The organism is Klenkia brasiliensis (assembly GCF_900100695.1).
Taxonomy (GTDB): Bacteria; Actinomycetota; Actinomycetes; order Mycobacteriales; family Geodermatophilaceae; genus Klenkia; species Klenkia brasiliensis.
Window position 1 is genome coordinate 248,865 of sequence record NZ_FNCF01000004.1, and the last position, 15,576, is coordinate 264,440.

Sequence of the window (15,576 nt, forward strand, 5' to 3'; positions counted from 1 at the left end):
ACCGACGGCGACGGCCCCGCCCCCACCCGGGGACGGGGCCGTCGTCGTCGGGGGGTCAGGCGCCCCAGCCGGCCTGCTCCCCGCCGACCCGGTCGCGGGAGACCTGCTCGAAGTACCCGGACGCGGCGTAGGCCGCCGAGGGGTCGGGGTGCAGACCCAGGCCCTCGCGCAGCTCACCGAGCAGGGGGCGGACGTCGGTGTCGTAGGCGTCCTTGAGGACGGCGTAGGCCCCGAGCACGTCGCCGGAGCGCTGCGCCGCCGTGAGCGCGTCGGTGTCGACCAGCAGGGCCTTGGCGGTGGCCTCCTGGATGTTGGTCACCGAGCGGATCATCGCGGCCACCTTGGGCTCGATGTTGTGGCACTGGTCCAGGAAGAACGAGATGGGTTGACCGGTCGAGGAACCGGTCGCGGGGACCCCGGCGACCGCTTCGGCCTGCACCAGCTCGTGCATGATCCGGAACAGCTGGAACGGGTCGGCGGCCCCGGCCATCAGGTCGTCGTCGGCGTAGAAGCGCGAGTTGAAGTCGAAGGCGCCCAGCCGGCCGTGGCGCAGCAGGGTCGCCACGATGAACTCGATGTTGGTGCCGGGGGCGTGGTGCCCGGTGTCCAGCACGACCTGCGCCTGCGGCCCCAGCGCCAGGCAGTGCGCGAACGACGTGCCCCAGTCGGGGACGTCGGTGGTGTAGACGGCCGGCTCGAAGAACTTGTACTCCAGCAGCAGCCGCTGGTCACCGGTCAGCCGGGCGTAGACCTCGGCCAGCACCTCGGCGAGCCGGTCCTGGCGGTCGCGGATCGAGTCCTGCCCGGGGTAGTTCGTGCCGTCGGCGAACCAGAGCTTGAGGTCGCGCGAGCCGGTGGCGTCCATGATGTCCACGCACTCGAGCAGGTGGTCGGTGGCCTTGCGGCGGACGGCCGGGTCGGGGTGGCAGACGCTGCCGAGGCGGTAGTCGTCGTCCTGGAACGTGTTCGCGTTGATCGCGCCCAGCTCGATGCCCTGGGCCCGGGCGTGCTCGGCGAGCGCCGCGAAGTCCTCGACCCGGTCCCACGGGATGTGCAGGGACACCAGCGGGGCGACGCCGGTGAACCGGTGCACCGTCGCGGCGTCGTCGATCTTCTCCTCGGGGGTGCGCGGCACCCCCGGCTGGGCGAAGACCTTGAACCGGGTGCCGGAGTTGCCGTAGCCCCACGACGGGGTCTCGATGCGCTGCTCGCGCAGCACCTCCAGGGCGCGGGCGCGGCGGTCGGGGCTGGTCACGGGTTCTCCTCGGGGGTGGTGGGGTCGAGCGCCGCGAGCTGGGCGTCGAGGTCGAAGACGAGGTCGAGCGGGGCCTTGCTGCCGCCGTCGCCGGTGCCGGGCACGAACAGCGGTCCCATCTCCGCCTCCCACCGGGCGCTGACCTCGGTCGCGGCCACGGCGGCCTGGGCGCGGGCGAGGTCGTCGACGTCGGCGGTGCCGACCAGCAGGCCGTCGGGGCGCAGGAAGAGCTGGTAGTCCCGCCAGCCCGCCCCGCGCAGGGCGCAGAGCATCTCCGGCCAGACGGCGGCGTGCCGGGCGCGGTACTCGGACAGCCGGTCGGGGCGGACCTGGAGGGTGAAGCAGACGCGGGGCACGACGATCCTCTGAATCGTTTCACAAGTGGTCTGCAGCACACTATGATCCGGTGCGTGCGCGGTCAACCGACCGCGCTGCGCCGACCCGGGAGGCCCCGCCGTGCCCGCCAGCATCCAGGACGTCGCCCGCCGGGCCGGGGTCTCGCTGGGCACCGTGAGCAACGTGCTGAACCGCCCCGACCAGGTCGGCGCGGCCAGCCGGGAGAAGGTGCGCGCGGCGATCGCCGAGCTGGGGTTCGTGCGCAACGAGTCGGCCCGGCAGCTGCGGGCGGGGGCCTCCCGCACCCTGGGCCTGGTCGTGCTCGACATCGCCAACCCGTTCTTCACCGACGTCGCCCGCGGGGTCACCGACGTCGCGGAGGACGCCGGCCTGGCGGTCATCCTGTGCAACACCGACGACCGCCCCGAGAAGGAGGCGGCCTACCTCGACCTGCTGGCCGAGCAGCGGGTGCAGGGGGTGCTGATAACGCCGACCGCCGACCTGGCACCGCACCTGGAGTCCCTGCGGCGCCGGGGCACGCCCGTGGTGCTGGTCGACCGGCGGGCCACTGGCCCGGGCCAGTGCTCGGTGTCCGTCGACGACGTGCTCGGTGGCCGCCTCGCCGCCGAGCACCTGGTCGAGCGCGGGCACCGGCGGATCGCCTTCGTCGGCGGGTCGTCCGGGCTGCCCCAGATCGAGGAGCGGCAGGCCGGGGTGGTGGCCGCCGTCCGGCAGCTGCTCGGCGGCGAGCAGACGCTCACCGTGCTCGCCCCCGCCGCGCTGACCGTGGCCACCGGCCGGGAGGCGGCCGCGGAGGTCCTCGCCCTGCCGGCCGCGGTCCGCCCGACCGCGGTCATCTGCGCCAACGACCTGCTGGCCCTCGGGGTGCTGCAGGAGCTGACCCGGCGCGGCGTCCGGGTGCCCGAGGAGTGCGCGATCGTCGGCTACGACGACATCGACTTCGCCGCGGCCGCCGCCGTCCCGCTCACCTCGGTGCGCCGGCCGCGCCAGGAGCTCGGCCGCCGCGCCGCGCGCCTCGTGCTCGACGAGGCCCGCCCCGACCACGTGCACGAGCAGGTCGTGCACGAGCCCGTCCTCGTCGTCCGGGAGTCCTCCCGTGCACGGCGTCCCGACCCCGACCACCCCGAGGTGCCCTGATGTCCCGAACCCGCCGCCAGGCGCCCCGACCGGCCGAGCTCCTCGAGCTGGTCAGGTTCAAGAAGCCCGAGCTGGACGGGAGGAAGCGCCGGCTGGGGAACGCGCAGACGATCGCCGACCTGCGCACGATCGCGAAGCGGCGCACCCCGCGGGCCGCCTTCGACTACACCGACGGCGCCGCGGAGGGTGAGCTGTCGCTGGCCCGCGCCCGGCAGGCCTTCGCCGACGTGGAGTTCCACCCCGACGTGCTGCGCCCGGCCGTCGAGGTCGACACCTCGGTGCAGGTGCTCGGCGGGCCCAGCGCGCTGCCCTTCGGCATCGCGCCGACCGGGTTCACCCGGCTGATGCAGACCGAGGGCGAGACCGCCGGCGCCGGCGCCGCGGCCGCGGCGGGGATCCCGTTCACGCTGTCCACGCTGGGCACCACCACGATCGAGGACGTCCGGGCCGCGAACCCGCACGGCCGCAACTGGTTCCAGCTCTACGTGATGCGCGACCGGTCGATCTCCTACGGCCTGGTCGAGCGGGCCGCCGCGGCCGGGTTCGACACCCTGCAGTTCACCGTGGACACCCCCATCGCCGGGGCGCGACTGCGGGACAGGCGCAACGGGTTCTCGATCCCGCCGCAGCTCACCCTCTCGACGGTGCTGGACACCGCGACCCGGCCCTGGTGGTGGTTCGACTTCCTGACCACCCCGAAGCTGGAGTTCGCCTCGCTGTCGAGCACCGGCGGCACGGTCGGCGACCTGCTGGACATGGCGATGGACCCCACGATCAGCTACGACGACCTCGGCGTCATCCGCGGCATGTGGCCGGGCAAGCTCGTGGTCAAGGGCGTCCAGTCCGTCGCCGACGCCGCCCGGCTGCTGGACGCCGGGGTGGACGGCATCGTGCTGTCCAACCACGGAGGCCGCCAGCTGGACCGGGCGCCGGTGCCGTTCCACCTGCTGCCGGCGGTGCGCAAGGAGGTCGGGGACGACGCCTGCGTCATGGTCGACACCGGGATCATGCACGGCGCCGACGTGGTGGCCGCGATGGCGCTGGGCGCCTCGTTCACGATGATCGGCCGGGCCTACCTCTACGGCCTCATGGCCGGCGGCCGCGAGGGGGTGGACCGGACCATCGCCATCCTGCAGTCGGAGATCGTGCGCACCATGCGGCTGCTGGGCGTCAGCTCGGTCGCCGAGCTCGAGCCCCGGCACGTGACCCAGCTGCACCGCCTGCTGCCCCGCGGCTGAGACCGACGTGGGCGAGGACGGCTCCCCGCCGCTGGTCGTGCGCGCCGGGGAGGGGGAGGACATCGACGCGGCCGGCGTCCGGCACGTGTTCGCCCTGACCGCCGGCCAGACCGGCGGGCGGGTGGGGCTGGAGGAGTTCACCGTCCCGCCGGGGGCCGTGGGCGCCCGGCCGCACGTGCACGCCGACCACGACGAGGTCTTCGTCGTCCTCGACGGCGAGCTGACCCTGACCACCGCCGGCGACGCCGTCGTGCTCGGCCCGGGGGACACCGCCGCGGCCCTGCGGGGGACGGTGCACGGCTACCGCAACGACACCGAGCAGCCGGCCCGGGCGCTGTGCGTCTACACCCCGGCCGGCTACGAGCAGTACTTCCGCGACGTGCACGCCGCCGTCGCCGCCGGGCAGGAGCCCACCCCCGAGCTGCTGGGCAGGCTCCGCGCCCGGTACGGCACGACCTCGGCCTGAGCTCAGCCCGGCGAGCCCACCAGCTCGCGGTCGTCGTGGCGGTCCCGCTGCAGCGCGGCGCCCTCGACGTCCAGCTCGGGCAGCCAGGACAGCCAGCGCGGCAGCCACCAGGCGCGCTCGCCGAGCAGGGCGAGCGCGGCGGGCACCAGCACCATCCGGACGACGAAGGCGTCCAGCAGCACCCCGATCGCCAGGGCGAACCCGATCGACTTGATGGTGGCGTCCCCGGCCGGCACGAACCCGGCGAAGACGCTGAACATGATGAGCGCGGCGGCGAACACCACCGGGGCGGCCGACCGGAAGCCGCTGCGGATCGCCGCCACCGGCGACCGCCCGTGGGCGTGCGCCTCGTGCATCCGGCTGACCAGGAAGACCTGGTAGTCCATCGCCAGGCCGAACAGGATCCCGATCACCAGGATCGGCGTCAGGCTGATCAGCGGGCCGGTGCTGTCCAGGTTGACCAGGGCGCCCAGCCAGCCCCACTGGAACACCGCCACCGTCGCCCCGAGCGAGGCGCCGATGGTGAGCAGGAAGCCCAGCACGCCGACCAGCGGCACCAGCAGCGAGCGGAAGACCAGCACGAGCAGCACGAACGCCAGCCCGACGACCAGGGCCAGGTAGACCGGCAGCGCGCTGTTCAGCGACGCGGCGACGTCGACGCTCACCGCGGTCTGCCCGGTCACCGAGGCGGTCACCCCGTCGAGGTCGGCCAGCTGGCCGCGCAGGTCCTCGACCAGCTGCTCGGTGGCCGCGCTGGTCGGGCCGGACCCCGGGACGACGGTCAGCAGCGCGGCGTCGCCGTCGGCGCTGGGCACCGGCGGGGTGACGGTGACGACGTCGGGCAGGCCCTGGATGCCGGGGGTGGCCGCACCGGCGGCGGTCGCGGCGTCCGGGCCCTCGATGAGCACGGTGATGGGGCCGTTCACGCCGGCGCCGAAGCCGTCGGCGAGCAGCTGCTGGGCCCGCTCCTGCGTGCTGCCGGCCGGCGGGGCCTGGATGAGCGTGGTGCGCATCGAGACGACCGGCACCGCGACGACGCCGAGCGCGACGACCGCGGCGAGCAGGGCGACCACCCGGTGCCGCGTGACGCCGGCGGCCCAGCGGGCGAACAGGCCCGTGGTGGGCGCGGCGTCGTCGGGGTCGGCGACCGGCGGCAGGTCCCGCTGCTTCCGGGGCAGCGCCCGGCGGCCGAGGAACGACAGCACCGCGGGCACCAGCGTGAGCGCGACGAGCACCGCCACGACGATGGTCGCCCCGGCCGCGACACCCATCTGGGTCAGGAACGGGATGCCGGCGACGAAGAGGCCGACCAGCGCGATGACGACGGTGAGGCCGGCGGTGACCACCGCGGAGCCGGCCGTCCCCACCGCGGTGGCGATGGCCGCGGGGACGTCGGCGCCGCGGCGCAGCTCCTGGCGGTACCGGTTGATGATGAACAGCGCGTAGTCGATGCCGACCGCGAGGCCGAGCATCGCGGCCAGGATCGACGTGGTCGAGGACAGCTCGAGGAACCCGGTCGTGATGGTGATGCCGAGGACGCCGATGCCCACGCCGACCGCCGCGGTGAGGAGGTTCATCCCCGCGACCACGAGCGAGCCGTAGGTCAGGGCGAGCACCAGGACGGCGACCACGACCCCGGCGACCTCCCCGATGCCGCCCACCTCGGGGGCGGCCTCCAGGGCCTGGCCGGCGACCTCGACGGTCAACCCGGAGCCGCGGGCGTCGGCGACGGCCCCGCGCAGCGCGTCCTGCTCGGCGGGGGTGACCTCGCCGGGCCCGGCGTCGTAGGTGACCGTGCTGTAGCCGGTGGTCAGGTCCTGGTTGACCGTGGGCGCGGCGGGGTCGAGCGGGTTGCTCGCCGACACCACGCCGGGGAGCGCGCCGAGCTCGGTGACCAGCTGCTGCAGGGCCGCCGCCTGGGTGGGGTCGGTCAGGGTGGTGCCCTCGGGCGCCCGGACGACGACCTGCGCGCCGGCCCCGGAGTCGCCGGCGCCGAACTCGGCCTGGATGCGGTCCAGGGCGACGGTGGACTCCTGCCCCGGGATGGAGAACGACGTCGTCGTCTCCCCGGCCAGGGTGGCGGCCCCGGCGCCGCCGGCGACCAGGACGGCGAGCCAGACGAGGACGACGGACCAGCGGCGCCGGTGCGCGAGCGCGCCGAGCCGGGCGAGCAGTGCAGCCATGGGTCAGGCCTCCGAGTCGGTGGAGCGGGTGGGGTCGGTGGCGCCCGGGCGGCCGTGGCCGAGCGCGTCGAGGCAGGTGGCGACCACGAGCGGGCGCCAGGTCGTGACCGCGTCGAGCTCGGCGGCGGACAGGGACAGCACGGCGAGGGCGCCCAGCGCACCGAGCACGCGGACGGTGCGCGTGGGGTCCGCCGGCACCTCCCCGGGCACCAGCCCGAAGGCGCGGACGGCGGCGTCCCCGGCGCTGACCGCGCAGTCGGGGCCCGGCTGCGCGCCGGTGGGGGACAGCATCAGGGCGACGAGGCCGGGGTGGGCGAGGGCGACGTCGACCAGCACCTCGACGGTCGCCCGGTCGCGCTCGGGACCCTCGGGCAGCCGGGCGCCGGCGGCGAGCACCTGGTCGGCGAGCCGGTCGGCCTGGGCGGTCACCGCGGCGTGCAGGGCGTCCTTGCTCGGGAAGTGGTGCAGCAGCCCCGCCTTGGACAGGCCCACCGCGTCGGCGACCTGCTGGACCGAGGTGCCGGCGAAGCCGTGCCGGGCGAACAGGCCCGCGGCGGAGTCGAGGATGGCGTCGTCGGCGTGCTGGCGCTGCAGGCGGGTCACCCGGACGACGGTAGCGGCGTACCGACCATTCTGGTCGGTGGACCGACCAGAATGGTCGGTGACCTCGGGCACACGTGATGATCCGACGGCGCTGCGTGCTCGGCGCTGCGTGTCGTGACGCCCCGCCGACCAGGCCGGTTCCGATCCGATGGCAGGGACCTGTGATCGGGGGCACACTGGAGCCGTGGACAGCTACGCCGTCGGATGCGCCCGGCCCGACCGCTGGTCGCGGTCGAAGCCGGAGGACTCCGTCTCCTCCTCCTGGCACGCCGTCGAGGCGCACCGCCCGCCCGCCGAGCTCGACGGGGAGGTGGAGCTGGCCAGCTGCGGCGCGATCGTGCAGGTGTGGGGCGCCCACCGCTGGGACCGCGTGCGGGCCCGCGAGACCGCCTGCGCCGAGTGCAAGCGGATCACCGCGGGCCAGCTCTCCCGCGCCAGCTGACCCTGCGGGTCAGTCCTTCCGGGGCCGGCGGCCGGTGATCGCGGACAGCCCGGTGACCTCGCGGCCGACGATCAGCGCCTGCACGTGGTCGGTGCCCTCGAAGGTGTAGATCGCCTCGATGTCGGCGTGGTGGCGGGCGATGTGGTGCTCGAGCAGGATCCCGTCGCCACCGAACAGGTCGCGGGCGTCGGCGATGATCGTGCGTGCCTTCTTGCAGCAGTTCATCTTCGCCAGCGAGGCCATCGCCGCGGTCATCCGGCCCTGGTCGGCCAGCGTCGACAGCCGCCAGCACATCAGCTGCATGGTCGTGATCTCGGCCAGCATCCGGGCGAGCTTCTCCTGCACCAGCTGGTAGCCGGCGATCGGCGAGCCGAACTGCTCGCGCTGCAGGGTGTGCGCCAGCGCCAGCTCGTACGCCGACTGCGCCACGCCCAGCGCCCGCCACGCCACGGTGTACCGGGTGCGGTCGAGCACCTGGGAGACGTCCTTGAAGTTCCGGCAGTTCGCGAGCTTGTTCTCGCTGCCGACCCGGCAGTCCTCCAGCGTGATCTCGGCCTGCCACACCGCGCGCAGCGCCGTCTTGCCGGTCATGACCGTGGCGGTGAATCCCGGCGTCCCCTTCTCCACGACGTACCCGCCGACGTCCCCCTCCTCGTCGCGGGCCCAGATGATCACCAGGTCGGCGATGGAGCCGTTGCCGATCCACTTCTTGGCGCCGTTGAGCACGAAGCCGTCGCCGTCGCGGGTGGCCGTGGTCCCCAGCGCGACGGCGTCGGAGCCGTGGTCGGGCTCGGTCAGGCCGAACGCGCCGATCTTCTCCATCCGGGCCATCTGCGGGAGCCAGCGCTCCTTCTGCTCCTCGCTGCCCAGCAGGTCGATCGACTGCATGGCCAGGAACGAGTGCACGCCGTGGAAGGTGCCCATCGAGCCGTCGGCCCGCGCCCACTCGGCGGCGACCAGCCCGGCGGCGACCGCGCTCATCCCGGCCGAGCCGTGGCCCTTCACCGTGCCGCCGGCGATGCCCAGGTCGGCGAGCTTGGGCACCAGGTGGGCGGGGAACTCGGCCCGCTCCCAGTAGTCGTTGATGACCGGGGTGACCTCGCGGGCGCAGAACGCGCGCACCCGGTCGCGGATCTCCAGGTCGGCCGGGTCGATGAGGTCGTCGACGGCGTAGAAGTCGGTGGCCGGGGCGAGGGTGTCGGCGTCGGTGCTCACGTCGACGGACGGTAGGCCGGTGTCGGGCATGCTGCGCGGCGTGCGGATCGTCATCGCCCCCGACAAGTTCAAGGGAACCCTCGACGCCGACGAGGTGGCCGACGCGGTCGCCGCCGGCGTGCGTCGGGTGCACCCCGGGGCCGAGCTGCTGCTGCGGCCGGTCGCCGACGGCGGGGACGGCACGGTCGCCGCGGCGCTGCGGGCCGGCTGGGCCGCCCACCGGGTGCGGGTCAGCGGGCCGGACGGCGCCCCGCGCGACGCCGTCCTGGCCCTGGACGGCGGCACCGCGCTGGTCGAGCTGGCCACCGCGGCCGGGCTGCACCTGGCCCCGCCGGCCCCGCTGACCGCGACCACCCGCGGCGTCGGCGAGCTGCTGCGGGCCGCCCTGGACGCCGGCGCCCGGCGGCTGGTCGTCGGCATCGGCGGCAGCGCCACCACCGACGGCGGCACCGGGATGCTGGCCGCGCTCGGCGTCCGGTTCCTGGACGCGGCGGGCACGGAGCTGCCGCCCGGCGGCGCCGCGCTGGCCGGGCTGGACCGCGTCGACGTCACCGGGCTGGACCCGCGGCTGGCCGGCGTCGAGGTGGTCGTGGCCACCGACGTGGACAACCCGCTCACCGGCCCGCGCGGGGCGGCGGCGGTGTTCGGCCCGCAGAAGGGCGCGACCCCCGACGACGTGGCGGTGCTCGACGCCGCGCTGGTCCGCTTCGCCGACGTCGTCCGCCGGGACCTCGGTGTCGAGGTCGACGCGGTGCCCGGCGCCGGGGGAGCGGGCGGCACCGCGGCCGGCGCGCTGGCCGTGCTGCGCGCCCGGATCACCTCGGGGGCCGACCTGGTCTGCGACCTCGTCGGGCTGGACGCCGCGCTGGCCGGCGCCGACCTGTGCCTGACCGGCGAGGGCGCCCTGGACGTGCAGACCCTGTCGGGGAAGGCGCCCGCCGTGGTGGCGCAGCGGGCCGCGGCCGCCGGGGTGCGCTGCGTCGGGGTGGCGGGTGTCGTCCGGCTGGGGCCCGCCGAGCTCGCCGCCGCCGGGTTCGCCGCCGCGCACGGGCTGGTCGACATCGAGCCCGACGTCGCCGTCTGCCTCGCCGAGCCCGCCCGCCTGCTGACGGAGCTGACCGCCCGCGCGCTCGCCGACGCCGCCCCGTAGCCATCACCTGACGCCCATGGCCCGTGCTGGCCCCGTTCTGGGCCACGGCCGTCAGGTGACGGTTCAGGCGATGGGCTGGCGGAGGATCGTGCGCCGTGCCGCCGGCTCGGTGCGGCGCAGGTCGGTGAGGTAGACCTCGTGGTGCTTGCCGGTCGGGGCGAACCCGGCCCCGGGGAGCACCTCGGTGTGCAGCCGGCGCAGCACCGGGCCCTCGTCGTCGAAGGCGCCGACGTGCAGGGTCTGCATGCACCGGCCCTCGGTCAGCGTCTCCAGCCGGACGTCGTCCAGCCGCGGCGGCGCCTGGGGTCGGGTGCGCTCGACGGCGGCCTCGACCTCGGCCGCGCCCAGCCAGTGGGGGACGGCGAGCAGCAGCGTCCACTCCCAGACGGCCCTGTCCCGGCGGCGGGTGGAGGCGTCCAGGTCCTGCGCCCACCAGAGGCCCTCCAGCGGCGGCACGACGTAGCCGCGGCCGGCGTCCTCGCTGGCGGTCCTCAGTGCGGCGGCCACCGGGTACAGCGACTCCACCGCCGGCGCGAACGCTGCGCCGTCCGGGTCGCCGTGCCCGTCGACGGCGAGGTACTGGCGCGGGCCCAGGTCGACCAGCCGCCACTCACCGCGGTGCGCCCGGTAGGCGTCGTCGTCCGCCAGGTCGACCTCCGGTGCGGTCACGCCCCCAGCAGACCACGCACGTAGGCGGCCTGCCCCGCGTGCTGCAGGTCGTCGGTGACCACGCTGACCAGCCGGACGCCGAGGGTCACCGGCGGGTCCCACCGGGTGTCCACGACGCGGTCGAGGTCGGCGTCGGTGAGCGTCGCCAGGTACGCCTTGGTCCGGGCGTGCACGGCGTGGTGGTAGCCGGTGAGCAGGTCGGCGTCGGCGCGGACCTTCGCGGCGTCCTCGGCGTCCATGCCGTAGCCGTGCTCGGCGTCGTCGAAGGGCAGGTCGAAGCGGCGGGCCCAGCCGTCGGCGGTGTAGACCTGCTCGGAGCCGGCGACGTCGGCGACGTGGTCGTCCTGGATGCGGGTCAGGTGCCAGACCAGCCAGGCGATGGTGTTCGCGCCCGGCTCGGGTGCCTGGGCCAGCTGGTCGGGGGACAGGCCGTCGACGGCGGCGTCGACCACGCCGGCGATGTTGTCGAAGGCGGCGGCGAGCAGTTCGTCGGTGCGCATGCGACCGCCGCTACCCGGTGCCGTGCCCGCGTCAACCGCCGAGGAGCTGCCCGCCCTCGGCGACCAGCCAGACCGCGCCCGCCACCAGGGCCACGACGACCAGCAGCAGCACCACCGTGGGGACGACGACCCAGCGCCGCTTGAACCGGAACCTCGGCCGGGGCTCCTGCGGCGGCGGCACGTGCTTCTCGGCCAGCGCCTTGAGCGCCTCCTTGGCGTCGTGCGCGCGGCGGCGCAGGTCGGCGGCGTCGAAGCGCTGCACCGACCCGCCGGCCGCCGGCACCGCCGGCGCCTCGTACTGCGGGGCCGGTGGCGCGACCGGGGTGGCCGGGGCGGCGAGCGCGGCCTCGAACGCGGCGCGGGCCTGGTCGGCGGTGGCCCGGCGCTGCGGGTCGCGGGCCAGCAGCGCGGTCAGCACCGGCTGCAGCGCGCCGGCCCGGACCATCGGCGCCGGGTGGTCGCCGACCACGGCGAGCAGGGTGGCCATCGGCTCGCCGCGGTCGAAGGGCGGGCGGCCCTCGACGGCGGTGTAGAGCGTGGCCCCCAGCGACCACAGGTCGTCGCGCGGCTGGGGCTGCTGGCCGGTGGCCCGCTCGGGCGACATGTAGGACGGCGAGCCGAGCACGGTGCCGGTGGCGGTCAGGCTGGAGTCGCCGGTGGTGGTGGCGATGCCGAAGTCGGTGAGGTGGCCGCGGCCGTCGGCGTCGACGAGCACGTTGGCCGGCTTCACGTCGCGGTGGATGATCCCCTCCCGGTGCGCGGCGCACAGCGCGTCCAGGACGTCGAGTCCGACGCGGGCGACCAGGTCCACGCGCAGCGGGCCGTGCTGCTCGACCAGCTGCAGCAGGGTCTGGGAGCGGACGTGCTCCATGACCAGCCAGGGCCGGCCGTCCTCCTCGACCACGTCGTGCACGGTGGTGACCGCCGGGTGGTCCAGGCGGGCGGCGGCGCGGGCCTCGCGGAACGTGCGCTCGCGCAGGACCTCGCGCTCCTGGGCCGACACCTGGACGCCGAAGGTGACCTCCTTGACGGCGACCTCCCGGTCGAGCACCTGGTCGTGTGCGCGCCAGACCACGCCCATGCCGCCGCGGCCGATCTCCTCGCCCAGGAGGTACCGGCCGGCCAGGACACGGGGCTGCTGCGGGTCCACGGAAGGCAACGTACGACGTAAGGGATCGCCCTGCCCGGTCACTCGGGGTCGCTCTGCTCCTCCAGGTCCAGCGCCTGCTCCTCGGTCTCCTGCTCCAGGGCGATGTCGCGCGGCTGGGGCTCGTCGGACTGCGGTGTCGTCATGTCGACACGGTGCACCTGTGCAGCCGGTCCCGCTGTGCGAGGGTGCCGCCCATGCCGCTGTTCTCCTTCGAGGGCCGTTCCCCGCAGGTGCATCCCGAGGCCTGGATCGCCCCGACCGCGACCCTGGTCGGCGACGTCGTCGTGGAGGCGCACGCCTCGGTCTGGTACGGCGCGGTGCTGCGGGCGGACTTCGGCCGCATCGTGGTCCGCGAGGGCGCCAACGTGCAGGACGGGTCGGTGCTGCACGGCGGCGAGGACCCGGTCACCGAGGTCGGGCCGGGCGCCACCATCGGGCACCTGTGCGTGGTGCACGGCTGCGTCGTCGGCGCGGAGGCGCTGGTCGGCAACGGGTCGACCGTGCAGGACGGCGCCCGCATCGGGCGCCGGGCGCTCATCGGTGCCGGGTCGCTGGTGCCGCCGGGGCTCGTCGTCCCGGACGAGGTGCTGGCGCTGGGGTCGCCCGCCAGGGTGCGCGGCCCGCTGACCGAGGGCGCGGCGCAGTGGGTCGACGGCAACCCGTCGATCTACCGGGAGCTGGCCCGCCGGCACGCCGCCGGCGTCGAGCGGCTCAGCTGAGCCGACGGCCGAGCGTCCCCGCCTCCTTCTTCATCACCACGACCGCGAGCTCGTCGACGCCGCCCTCGGCCTTGCGGCCCACGAAGGGGGCGTCGACGTGCGAGCGGCCGGTGGTGGTCAGCGTGCCGCCGGCGATGCAGCGGTCCCCCTCGAGCCGGACGTCGCGGCCGAACACGGAGGCGGTCACCAGCACGGTGCCGGTCGCGGTGTCGCCGTCCACGGTCCAGGTGCGGACGTCGGTGAGCTCCACGCGGTCGCCGACGAAGCGCGCGAACACCTCGGGGATGCCCTGCGTGGGGACGGTGTAGCGCGCCGTCGTCCGGCCCTCGCCGACCTGCACGTCGCGGACCTCGGCGCCGAGGTCGGCGAGGAAGGCCCGGACGAAGGCCTCGTCGGTCAGCGTGGCGACGACGGTCGCGGCGGGGGCGGTCACAGGTGTCTCGTGGCGGAACGGCACCGCCCCATCCTGACCCGGATCAGCGGCCCACGCCCGCGTTGATCGTGCAGAACGGCACCGCCGGCACGCGGGCGGCCGGCGCGCCGCCGTTGCGCTTCTGCAAGGTCAGAGCGCGGAAGGCGTGGTGGGGCGGGTGGGGCTCGAACCCACGACCCAGGGATTATGAGTCCCATGCTCTGACCGGCTGAGCTACCGCCCCGAGCGGACAGCCTGCCATGCGGGTTGGATGCGGCCATGGACGCTGCCGCCCTGCGCGAGATGCAGGCCCCCATCAAGCAGAAGTACAAGGACGACCCGTCGGCCGCGATGGCCCACCTGCACGCCGAGGGTGACTTCCGCGACGACGGCGTCACCGCGACGATCGAGACCTGGTCCGGCCCGCAGCGGGCCGGGTTCCACGAGACCACCGGCGGCGACGGCTCCGACGCCTGCTCCGGCGACATGCTGCTGCAGGCCCTGCTCGGCTGCTCCGGGGTCACCCTGCGCAGCGTCGCCACCGCGATGTCCCTCGACATCCGCAGCGCCAAGCTGACGGCGCGCGGGAACATGGACGCCCGCGGGACCCTGGGCGTCGCCCGTGACGTCCCGGTCGGCATGACCGGCATCGAGGTGGTCGCCGAGCTCGACACCGACGCCGACGACGAGAAGCTGGCCACCCTGGCGAAGCTGACCGAGCGGTACTGCGTGGTCGCCCAGACGCTCAAGGAGCCGCCGACCTTCACCGTCCGCCGCGCCTGACCCCGACAGCACGACGGCCCCGCACCGTGCAGGTGCGGGGCCGTCGGCGTGTCCGGGGGGACTCAGTCCAGGGCGAGCTCGGCGCAGACGACGCAGGCCGGCGTCCGGCGGGGGTCGGGCCACACAGCGGCGCCGTCCATGCGCGCCACTTCCCGCCCGCAGAGGGAGAACACGATGTCGGCCGGGCCGGGCTCGATGGCGTGCCACGGCCCGCTGGAGTCGACGATCGGCGTCCCGCTGACGCCGTCCCACAGCACCTGCAGGGCAGCCTGCCCGCAGGCGAAGGTCTCCTCGCTGATGACCGAGTGCCGGCCGCGGCGCTGTGTCGACGTCACGCAGCGACCATGGCAGTCGCACAGGCGGTCACCGCTGCGACAGTCCGGACTCCGCGTAACGACACAGTCACGATCGGCCATCCTGGCTCAACCGGCACACCGGTCCCAGGCAGTGGACATCTCCGGGTCGATCGTCCAGCGACATCTGCCGAACGGCTGGATGGCTGCCGATGGGGTGTGGGCAGAACCTGACGGCGAACCTCGGCCGATCGTGGACACGCTGTTGGTCCCACGAACCTCATGCGTCACTTCTGGCACAGCTGGCCCCGCGATTCGGACCCGCAGTAGCGCTCGGGCGTGGTAGTCGGGCAGACTGTCCCGAGCACCCCGCACCACCCGTTCGAGCAACACGCACCGCCATCCCGAGTCAGGTCCGTTGGGGAAGACGAGACCCGTCTTGATCCGATGGAGGTGCACTGTGCAACGACGGTCTACGCAGGGTGTTGTCTTCGTGCACGCGTGCCCGAAGGCGCTCTGCCAGCACGTCGACTGGGCCCTCGAGCGGGTCATCGGCGCGCCGGTGAGTTTGTCCTGGGCCGAACAGCCCGCGCAGCACGGTGCCTACCGTGCCGAGGTCGCCTGGACCGGAGCCTCCGGGACCGGTGCGAAGCTCGTCGCTGCCCTCAAGGCGTGGCCGATGCTGCGCTTCGAGGTGACCGAGGAGCCCAGCCAGGGCTCCGACGGCGAGCGGATGATGTACGTCCCCGGCCACGGCGTGTTCCGCGCGCCCATGTCGGCCAACGGCGACCTGATGGTGTCCGAGCAGCAGCTCCGCCACCTGGCCGCCACCGCCGGCTCGGGGGAGTCCTTCCGGCACGGCCTGGACGCCCTCCTGGGCGCGGCCTGGGACGACGACCTCGAGGTCTACCGCCACGCGGGCGACGGCGCCCCGATCAGCTGGCTGCACCAGGTGGTGTAGCGCGCCGGGACCGGTCGGCCCCCTGACCCCGGACCGACACCGT

At 74.9% G+C, this 15,576-nt stretch carries 18 protein-coding genes and 1 tRNA gene; 8 read left to right on the forward strand and 11 right to left on the reverse strand.

Going from position 1 to position 15,576, the window contains the following annotated elements; translation table 11 throughout:
* Positions 1–55 precede the first annotated feature (55 nt).
* Entirely contained in the window at positions 56–1,255 is a 1,200-nt protein-coding gene (rhaI, locus tag BLT39_RS13055) for an L-rhamnose isomerase (RefSeq protein WP_207507940.1), read from the reverse strand.
* Positions 1,252–1,611, reverse strand: coding sequence for an L-rhamnose mutarotase (locus BLT39_RS13060; RefSeq protein WP_091063792.1), 360 nt, complete (start codon positions 1,609–1,611; stop codon positions 1,252–1,254). Before BLT39_RS13060 ends, rhaI begins: the two co-directional genes overlap by 4 nt.
* 100 nt (positions 1,612–1,711) lie before the next feature.
* On the opposite strand from BLT39_RS13060, the gene BLT39_RS13065 reads away from it, so the two are divergent.
* Genes BLT39_RS13065 through BLT39_RS13075 form a run of 3 tightly spaced genes read left to right on the forward strand, consistent with a single transcriptional unit; the run spans position 1,712 to position 4,453 of the window.
* Positions 1,712–2,749 (forward strand): LacI family DNA-binding transcriptional regulator, encoded by a 1,038-nt coding sequence (locus BLT39_RS13065; protein ID WP_207507941.1) that lies wholly within the window; start codon positions 1,712–1,714, stop codon positions 2,747–2,749.
* Positions 2,749–3,987: an alpha-hydroxy acid oxidase gene (locus BLT39_RS13070; RefSeq protein WP_091063795.1), complete on the forward strand. Its 1,239-nt coding sequence runs from the start codon at positions 2,749–2,751 to the stop codon at positions 3,985–3,987. Before BLT39_RS13065 ends, BLT39_RS13070 begins: the two co-directional genes overlap by 1 nt.
* A gap of 7 nt (positions 3,988–3,994) precedes the next feature.
* A complete protein-coding gene (locus tag BLT39_RS13075) occupies positions 3,995–4,453 on the forward strand; it encodes a cupin domain-containing protein (RefSeq protein WP_091063799.1) in 459 nt (152 codons plus the stop codon).
* Positions 4,454–4,455: 2 nt separating this feature from the next.
* Here BLT39_RS13075 and BLT39_RS13080 read toward each other — a convergent pair whose 3' ends face one another.
* Both BLT39_RS13080 and BLT39_RS13085 read right to left on the reverse strand, forming a co-directional pair.
* Positions 4,456–6,636: an MMPL family transporter gene (locus BLT39_RS13080; protein ID WP_091063803.1), complete on the reverse strand. Its 2,181-nt coding sequence runs from the start codon at positions 6,634–6,636 to the stop codon at positions 4,456–4,458.
* Between the two features lie 3 nt (positions 6,637–6,639).
* Positions 6,640–7,239 carry a TetR/AcrR family transcriptional regulator gene (locus tag BLT39_RS13085; RefSeq protein WP_091063807.1) on the reverse strand — a complete coding sequence of 200 codons (600 nt, stop codon included), beginning with the start codon at positions 7,237–7,239 and terminating at the stop codon, positions 6,640–6,642.
* Between the two features lie 184 nt (positions 7,240–7,423).
* Between BLT39_RS13085 and BLT39_RS13090 the strand changes: the two genes are divergently transcribed.
* Positions 7,424–7,681: a hypothetical protein gene (locus BLT39_RS13090; protein ID WP_091063810.1), complete on the forward strand. Its 258-nt coding sequence runs from the start codon at positions 7,424–7,426 to the stop codon at positions 7,679–7,681.
* Between the two features lie 9 nt (positions 7,682–7,690).
* On the opposite strand, the gene BLT39_RS13095 is transcribed toward BLT39_RS13090, so the two are convergent.
* Positions 7,691–8,896 carry an acyl-CoA dehydrogenase family protein gene (locus tag BLT39_RS13095; RefSeq protein ID WP_242658373.1) on the reverse strand — a complete coding sequence of 402 codons (1,206 nt, stop codon included), beginning with the start codon at positions 8,894–8,896 and terminating at the stop codon, positions 7,691–7,693.
* A 28-nt stretch (positions 8,897–8,924) separates the two neighbouring features.
* On the opposite strand from BLT39_RS13095, the gene BLT39_RS13100 reads away from it, so the two are divergent.
* Positions 8,925–10,046, forward strand: a complete 1,122-nt coding sequence (locus BLT39_RS13100; RefSeq protein WP_091065041.1) for a glycerate kinase — start codon at positions 8,925–8,927, stop codon at positions 10,044–10,046.
* Between the two features lie 63 nt (positions 10,047–10,109).
* Here the strand turns inward: BLT39_RS13100 and BLT39_RS13105 are convergent, their stop codons facing one another.
* Genes BLT39_RS13105 through BLT39_RS13115 form a run of 3 tightly spaced genes read right to left on the reverse strand, consistent with a single transcriptional unit; the run spans position 10,110 to position 12,365 of the window.
* A complete protein-coding gene (locus BLT39_RS13105; RefSeq protein WP_091063817.1) occupies positions 10,110–10,715 on the reverse strand; it encodes a GyrI-like domain-containing protein in 606 nt (201 codons plus the stop codon).
* On the reverse strand, positions 10,712–11,215 hold the full coding sequence (locus BLT39_RS13110) for a mycothiol transferase (protein WP_091063820.1): 504 nt from the start codon (positions 11,213–11,215) through the stop codon (positions 10,712–10,714). Before BLT39_RS13110 ends, BLT39_RS13105 begins: the two co-directional genes overlap by 4 nt.
* A gap of 31 nt (positions 11,216–11,246) precedes the next feature.
* Positions 11,247–12,365, reverse strand: a complete 1,119-nt coding sequence (locus BLT39_RS13115; RefSeq protein ID WP_242658374.1) for a serine/threonine-protein kinase — start codon at positions 12,363–12,365, stop codon at positions 11,247–11,249.
* 194 nt (positions 12,366–12,559) lie between these two features.
* Between BLT39_RS13115 and BLT39_RS13120 the strand changes: the two genes are divergently transcribed.
* Positions 12,560–13,084 carry a gamma carbonic anhydrase family protein gene (locus tag BLT39_RS13120; protein WP_091063824.1) on the forward strand — a complete coding sequence of 175 codons (525 nt, stop codon included), beginning with the start codon at positions 12,560–12,562 and terminating at the stop codon, positions 13,082–13,084.
* Here the strand turns inward: BLT39_RS13120 and BLT39_RS13125 are convergent.
* Positions 13,077–13,517, reverse strand: coding sequence for a DUF2505 domain-containing protein (locus BLT39_RS13125; protein ID WP_165640268.1), 441 nt, complete (start codon positions 13,515–13,517; stop codon positions 13,077–13,079). The two genes, BLT39_RS13120 and BLT39_RS13125, sit on opposite strands and share 8 nt — an antisense overlap.
* Before the next feature lie 146 nt (positions 13,518–13,663).
* Positions 13,664–13,740 (reverse strand) — tRNA-Ile (locus BLT39_RS13130).
* A 35-nt stretch (positions 13,741–13,775) separates the two neighbouring features.
* Here BLT39_RS13130 and BLT39_RS13135 point away from each other — a divergent pair.
* Positions 13,776–14,279, forward strand: coding sequence for an OsmC family protein (locus BLT39_RS13135; protein WP_091063833.1), 504 nt, complete (start codon positions 13,776–13,778; stop codon positions 14,277–14,279).
* Between the two features lie 62 nt (positions 14,280–14,341).
* Here the strand turns inward: BLT39_RS13135 and BLT39_RS13140 are convergent, their stop codons facing one another.
* Positions 14,342–14,614: a hypothetical protein gene (locus BLT39_RS13140; RefSeq protein WP_091063837.1), complete on the reverse strand. Its 273-nt coding sequence runs from the start codon at positions 14,612–14,614 to the stop codon at positions 14,342–14,344.
* A gap of 451 nt (positions 14,615–15,065) precedes the next feature.
* Between BLT39_RS13140 and BLT39_RS13145 the strand changes: the two genes are divergently transcribed.
* The gene (locus BLT39_RS13145) at positions 15,066–15,533 is read left to right on the forward strand and encodes a DUF3145 domain-containing protein (RefSeq protein ID WP_242658375.1); all 468 of its coding nucleotides are present in this window, start codon (positions 15,066–15,068) and stop codon (positions 15,531–15,533) included.
* Positions 15,534–15,576 lie beyond the last annotated feature (43 nt).

Coding starts and splice junctions, on each gene's coding strand:
- BLT39_RS13120 (WP_091063824.1), top strand. CDS start 12,560: ATGCCGCTGTTCTCCTTCGAGGGCCGTTCCCCGCAGGTGCATCCCGAG.
- BLT39_RS13070 (WP_091063795.1), top strand. CDS start 2,749: ATGTCCCGAACCCGCCGCCAGGCGCCCCGACCGGCCGAGCTCCTCGAG.
- BLT39_RS13100 (WP_091065041.1), top strand. CDS start 8,925: ATGCTGCGCGGCGTGCGGATCGTCATCGCCCCCGACAAGTTCAAGGGA.
- BLT39_RS13110 (WP_091063820.1), bottom strand. CDS start 11,215: ATGCGCACCGACGAACTGCTCGCCGCCGCCTTCGACAACATCGCCGGC.
- BLT39_RS13135 (WP_091063833.1), top strand. CDS start 13,776: ATGGACGCTGCCGCCCTGCGCGAGATGCAGGCCCCCATCAAGCAGAAG.
- BLT39_RS13080 (WP_091063803.1), bottom strand. CDS start 6,636: ATGGCTGCACTGCTCGCCCGGCTCGGCGCGCTCGCGCACCGGCGCCGC.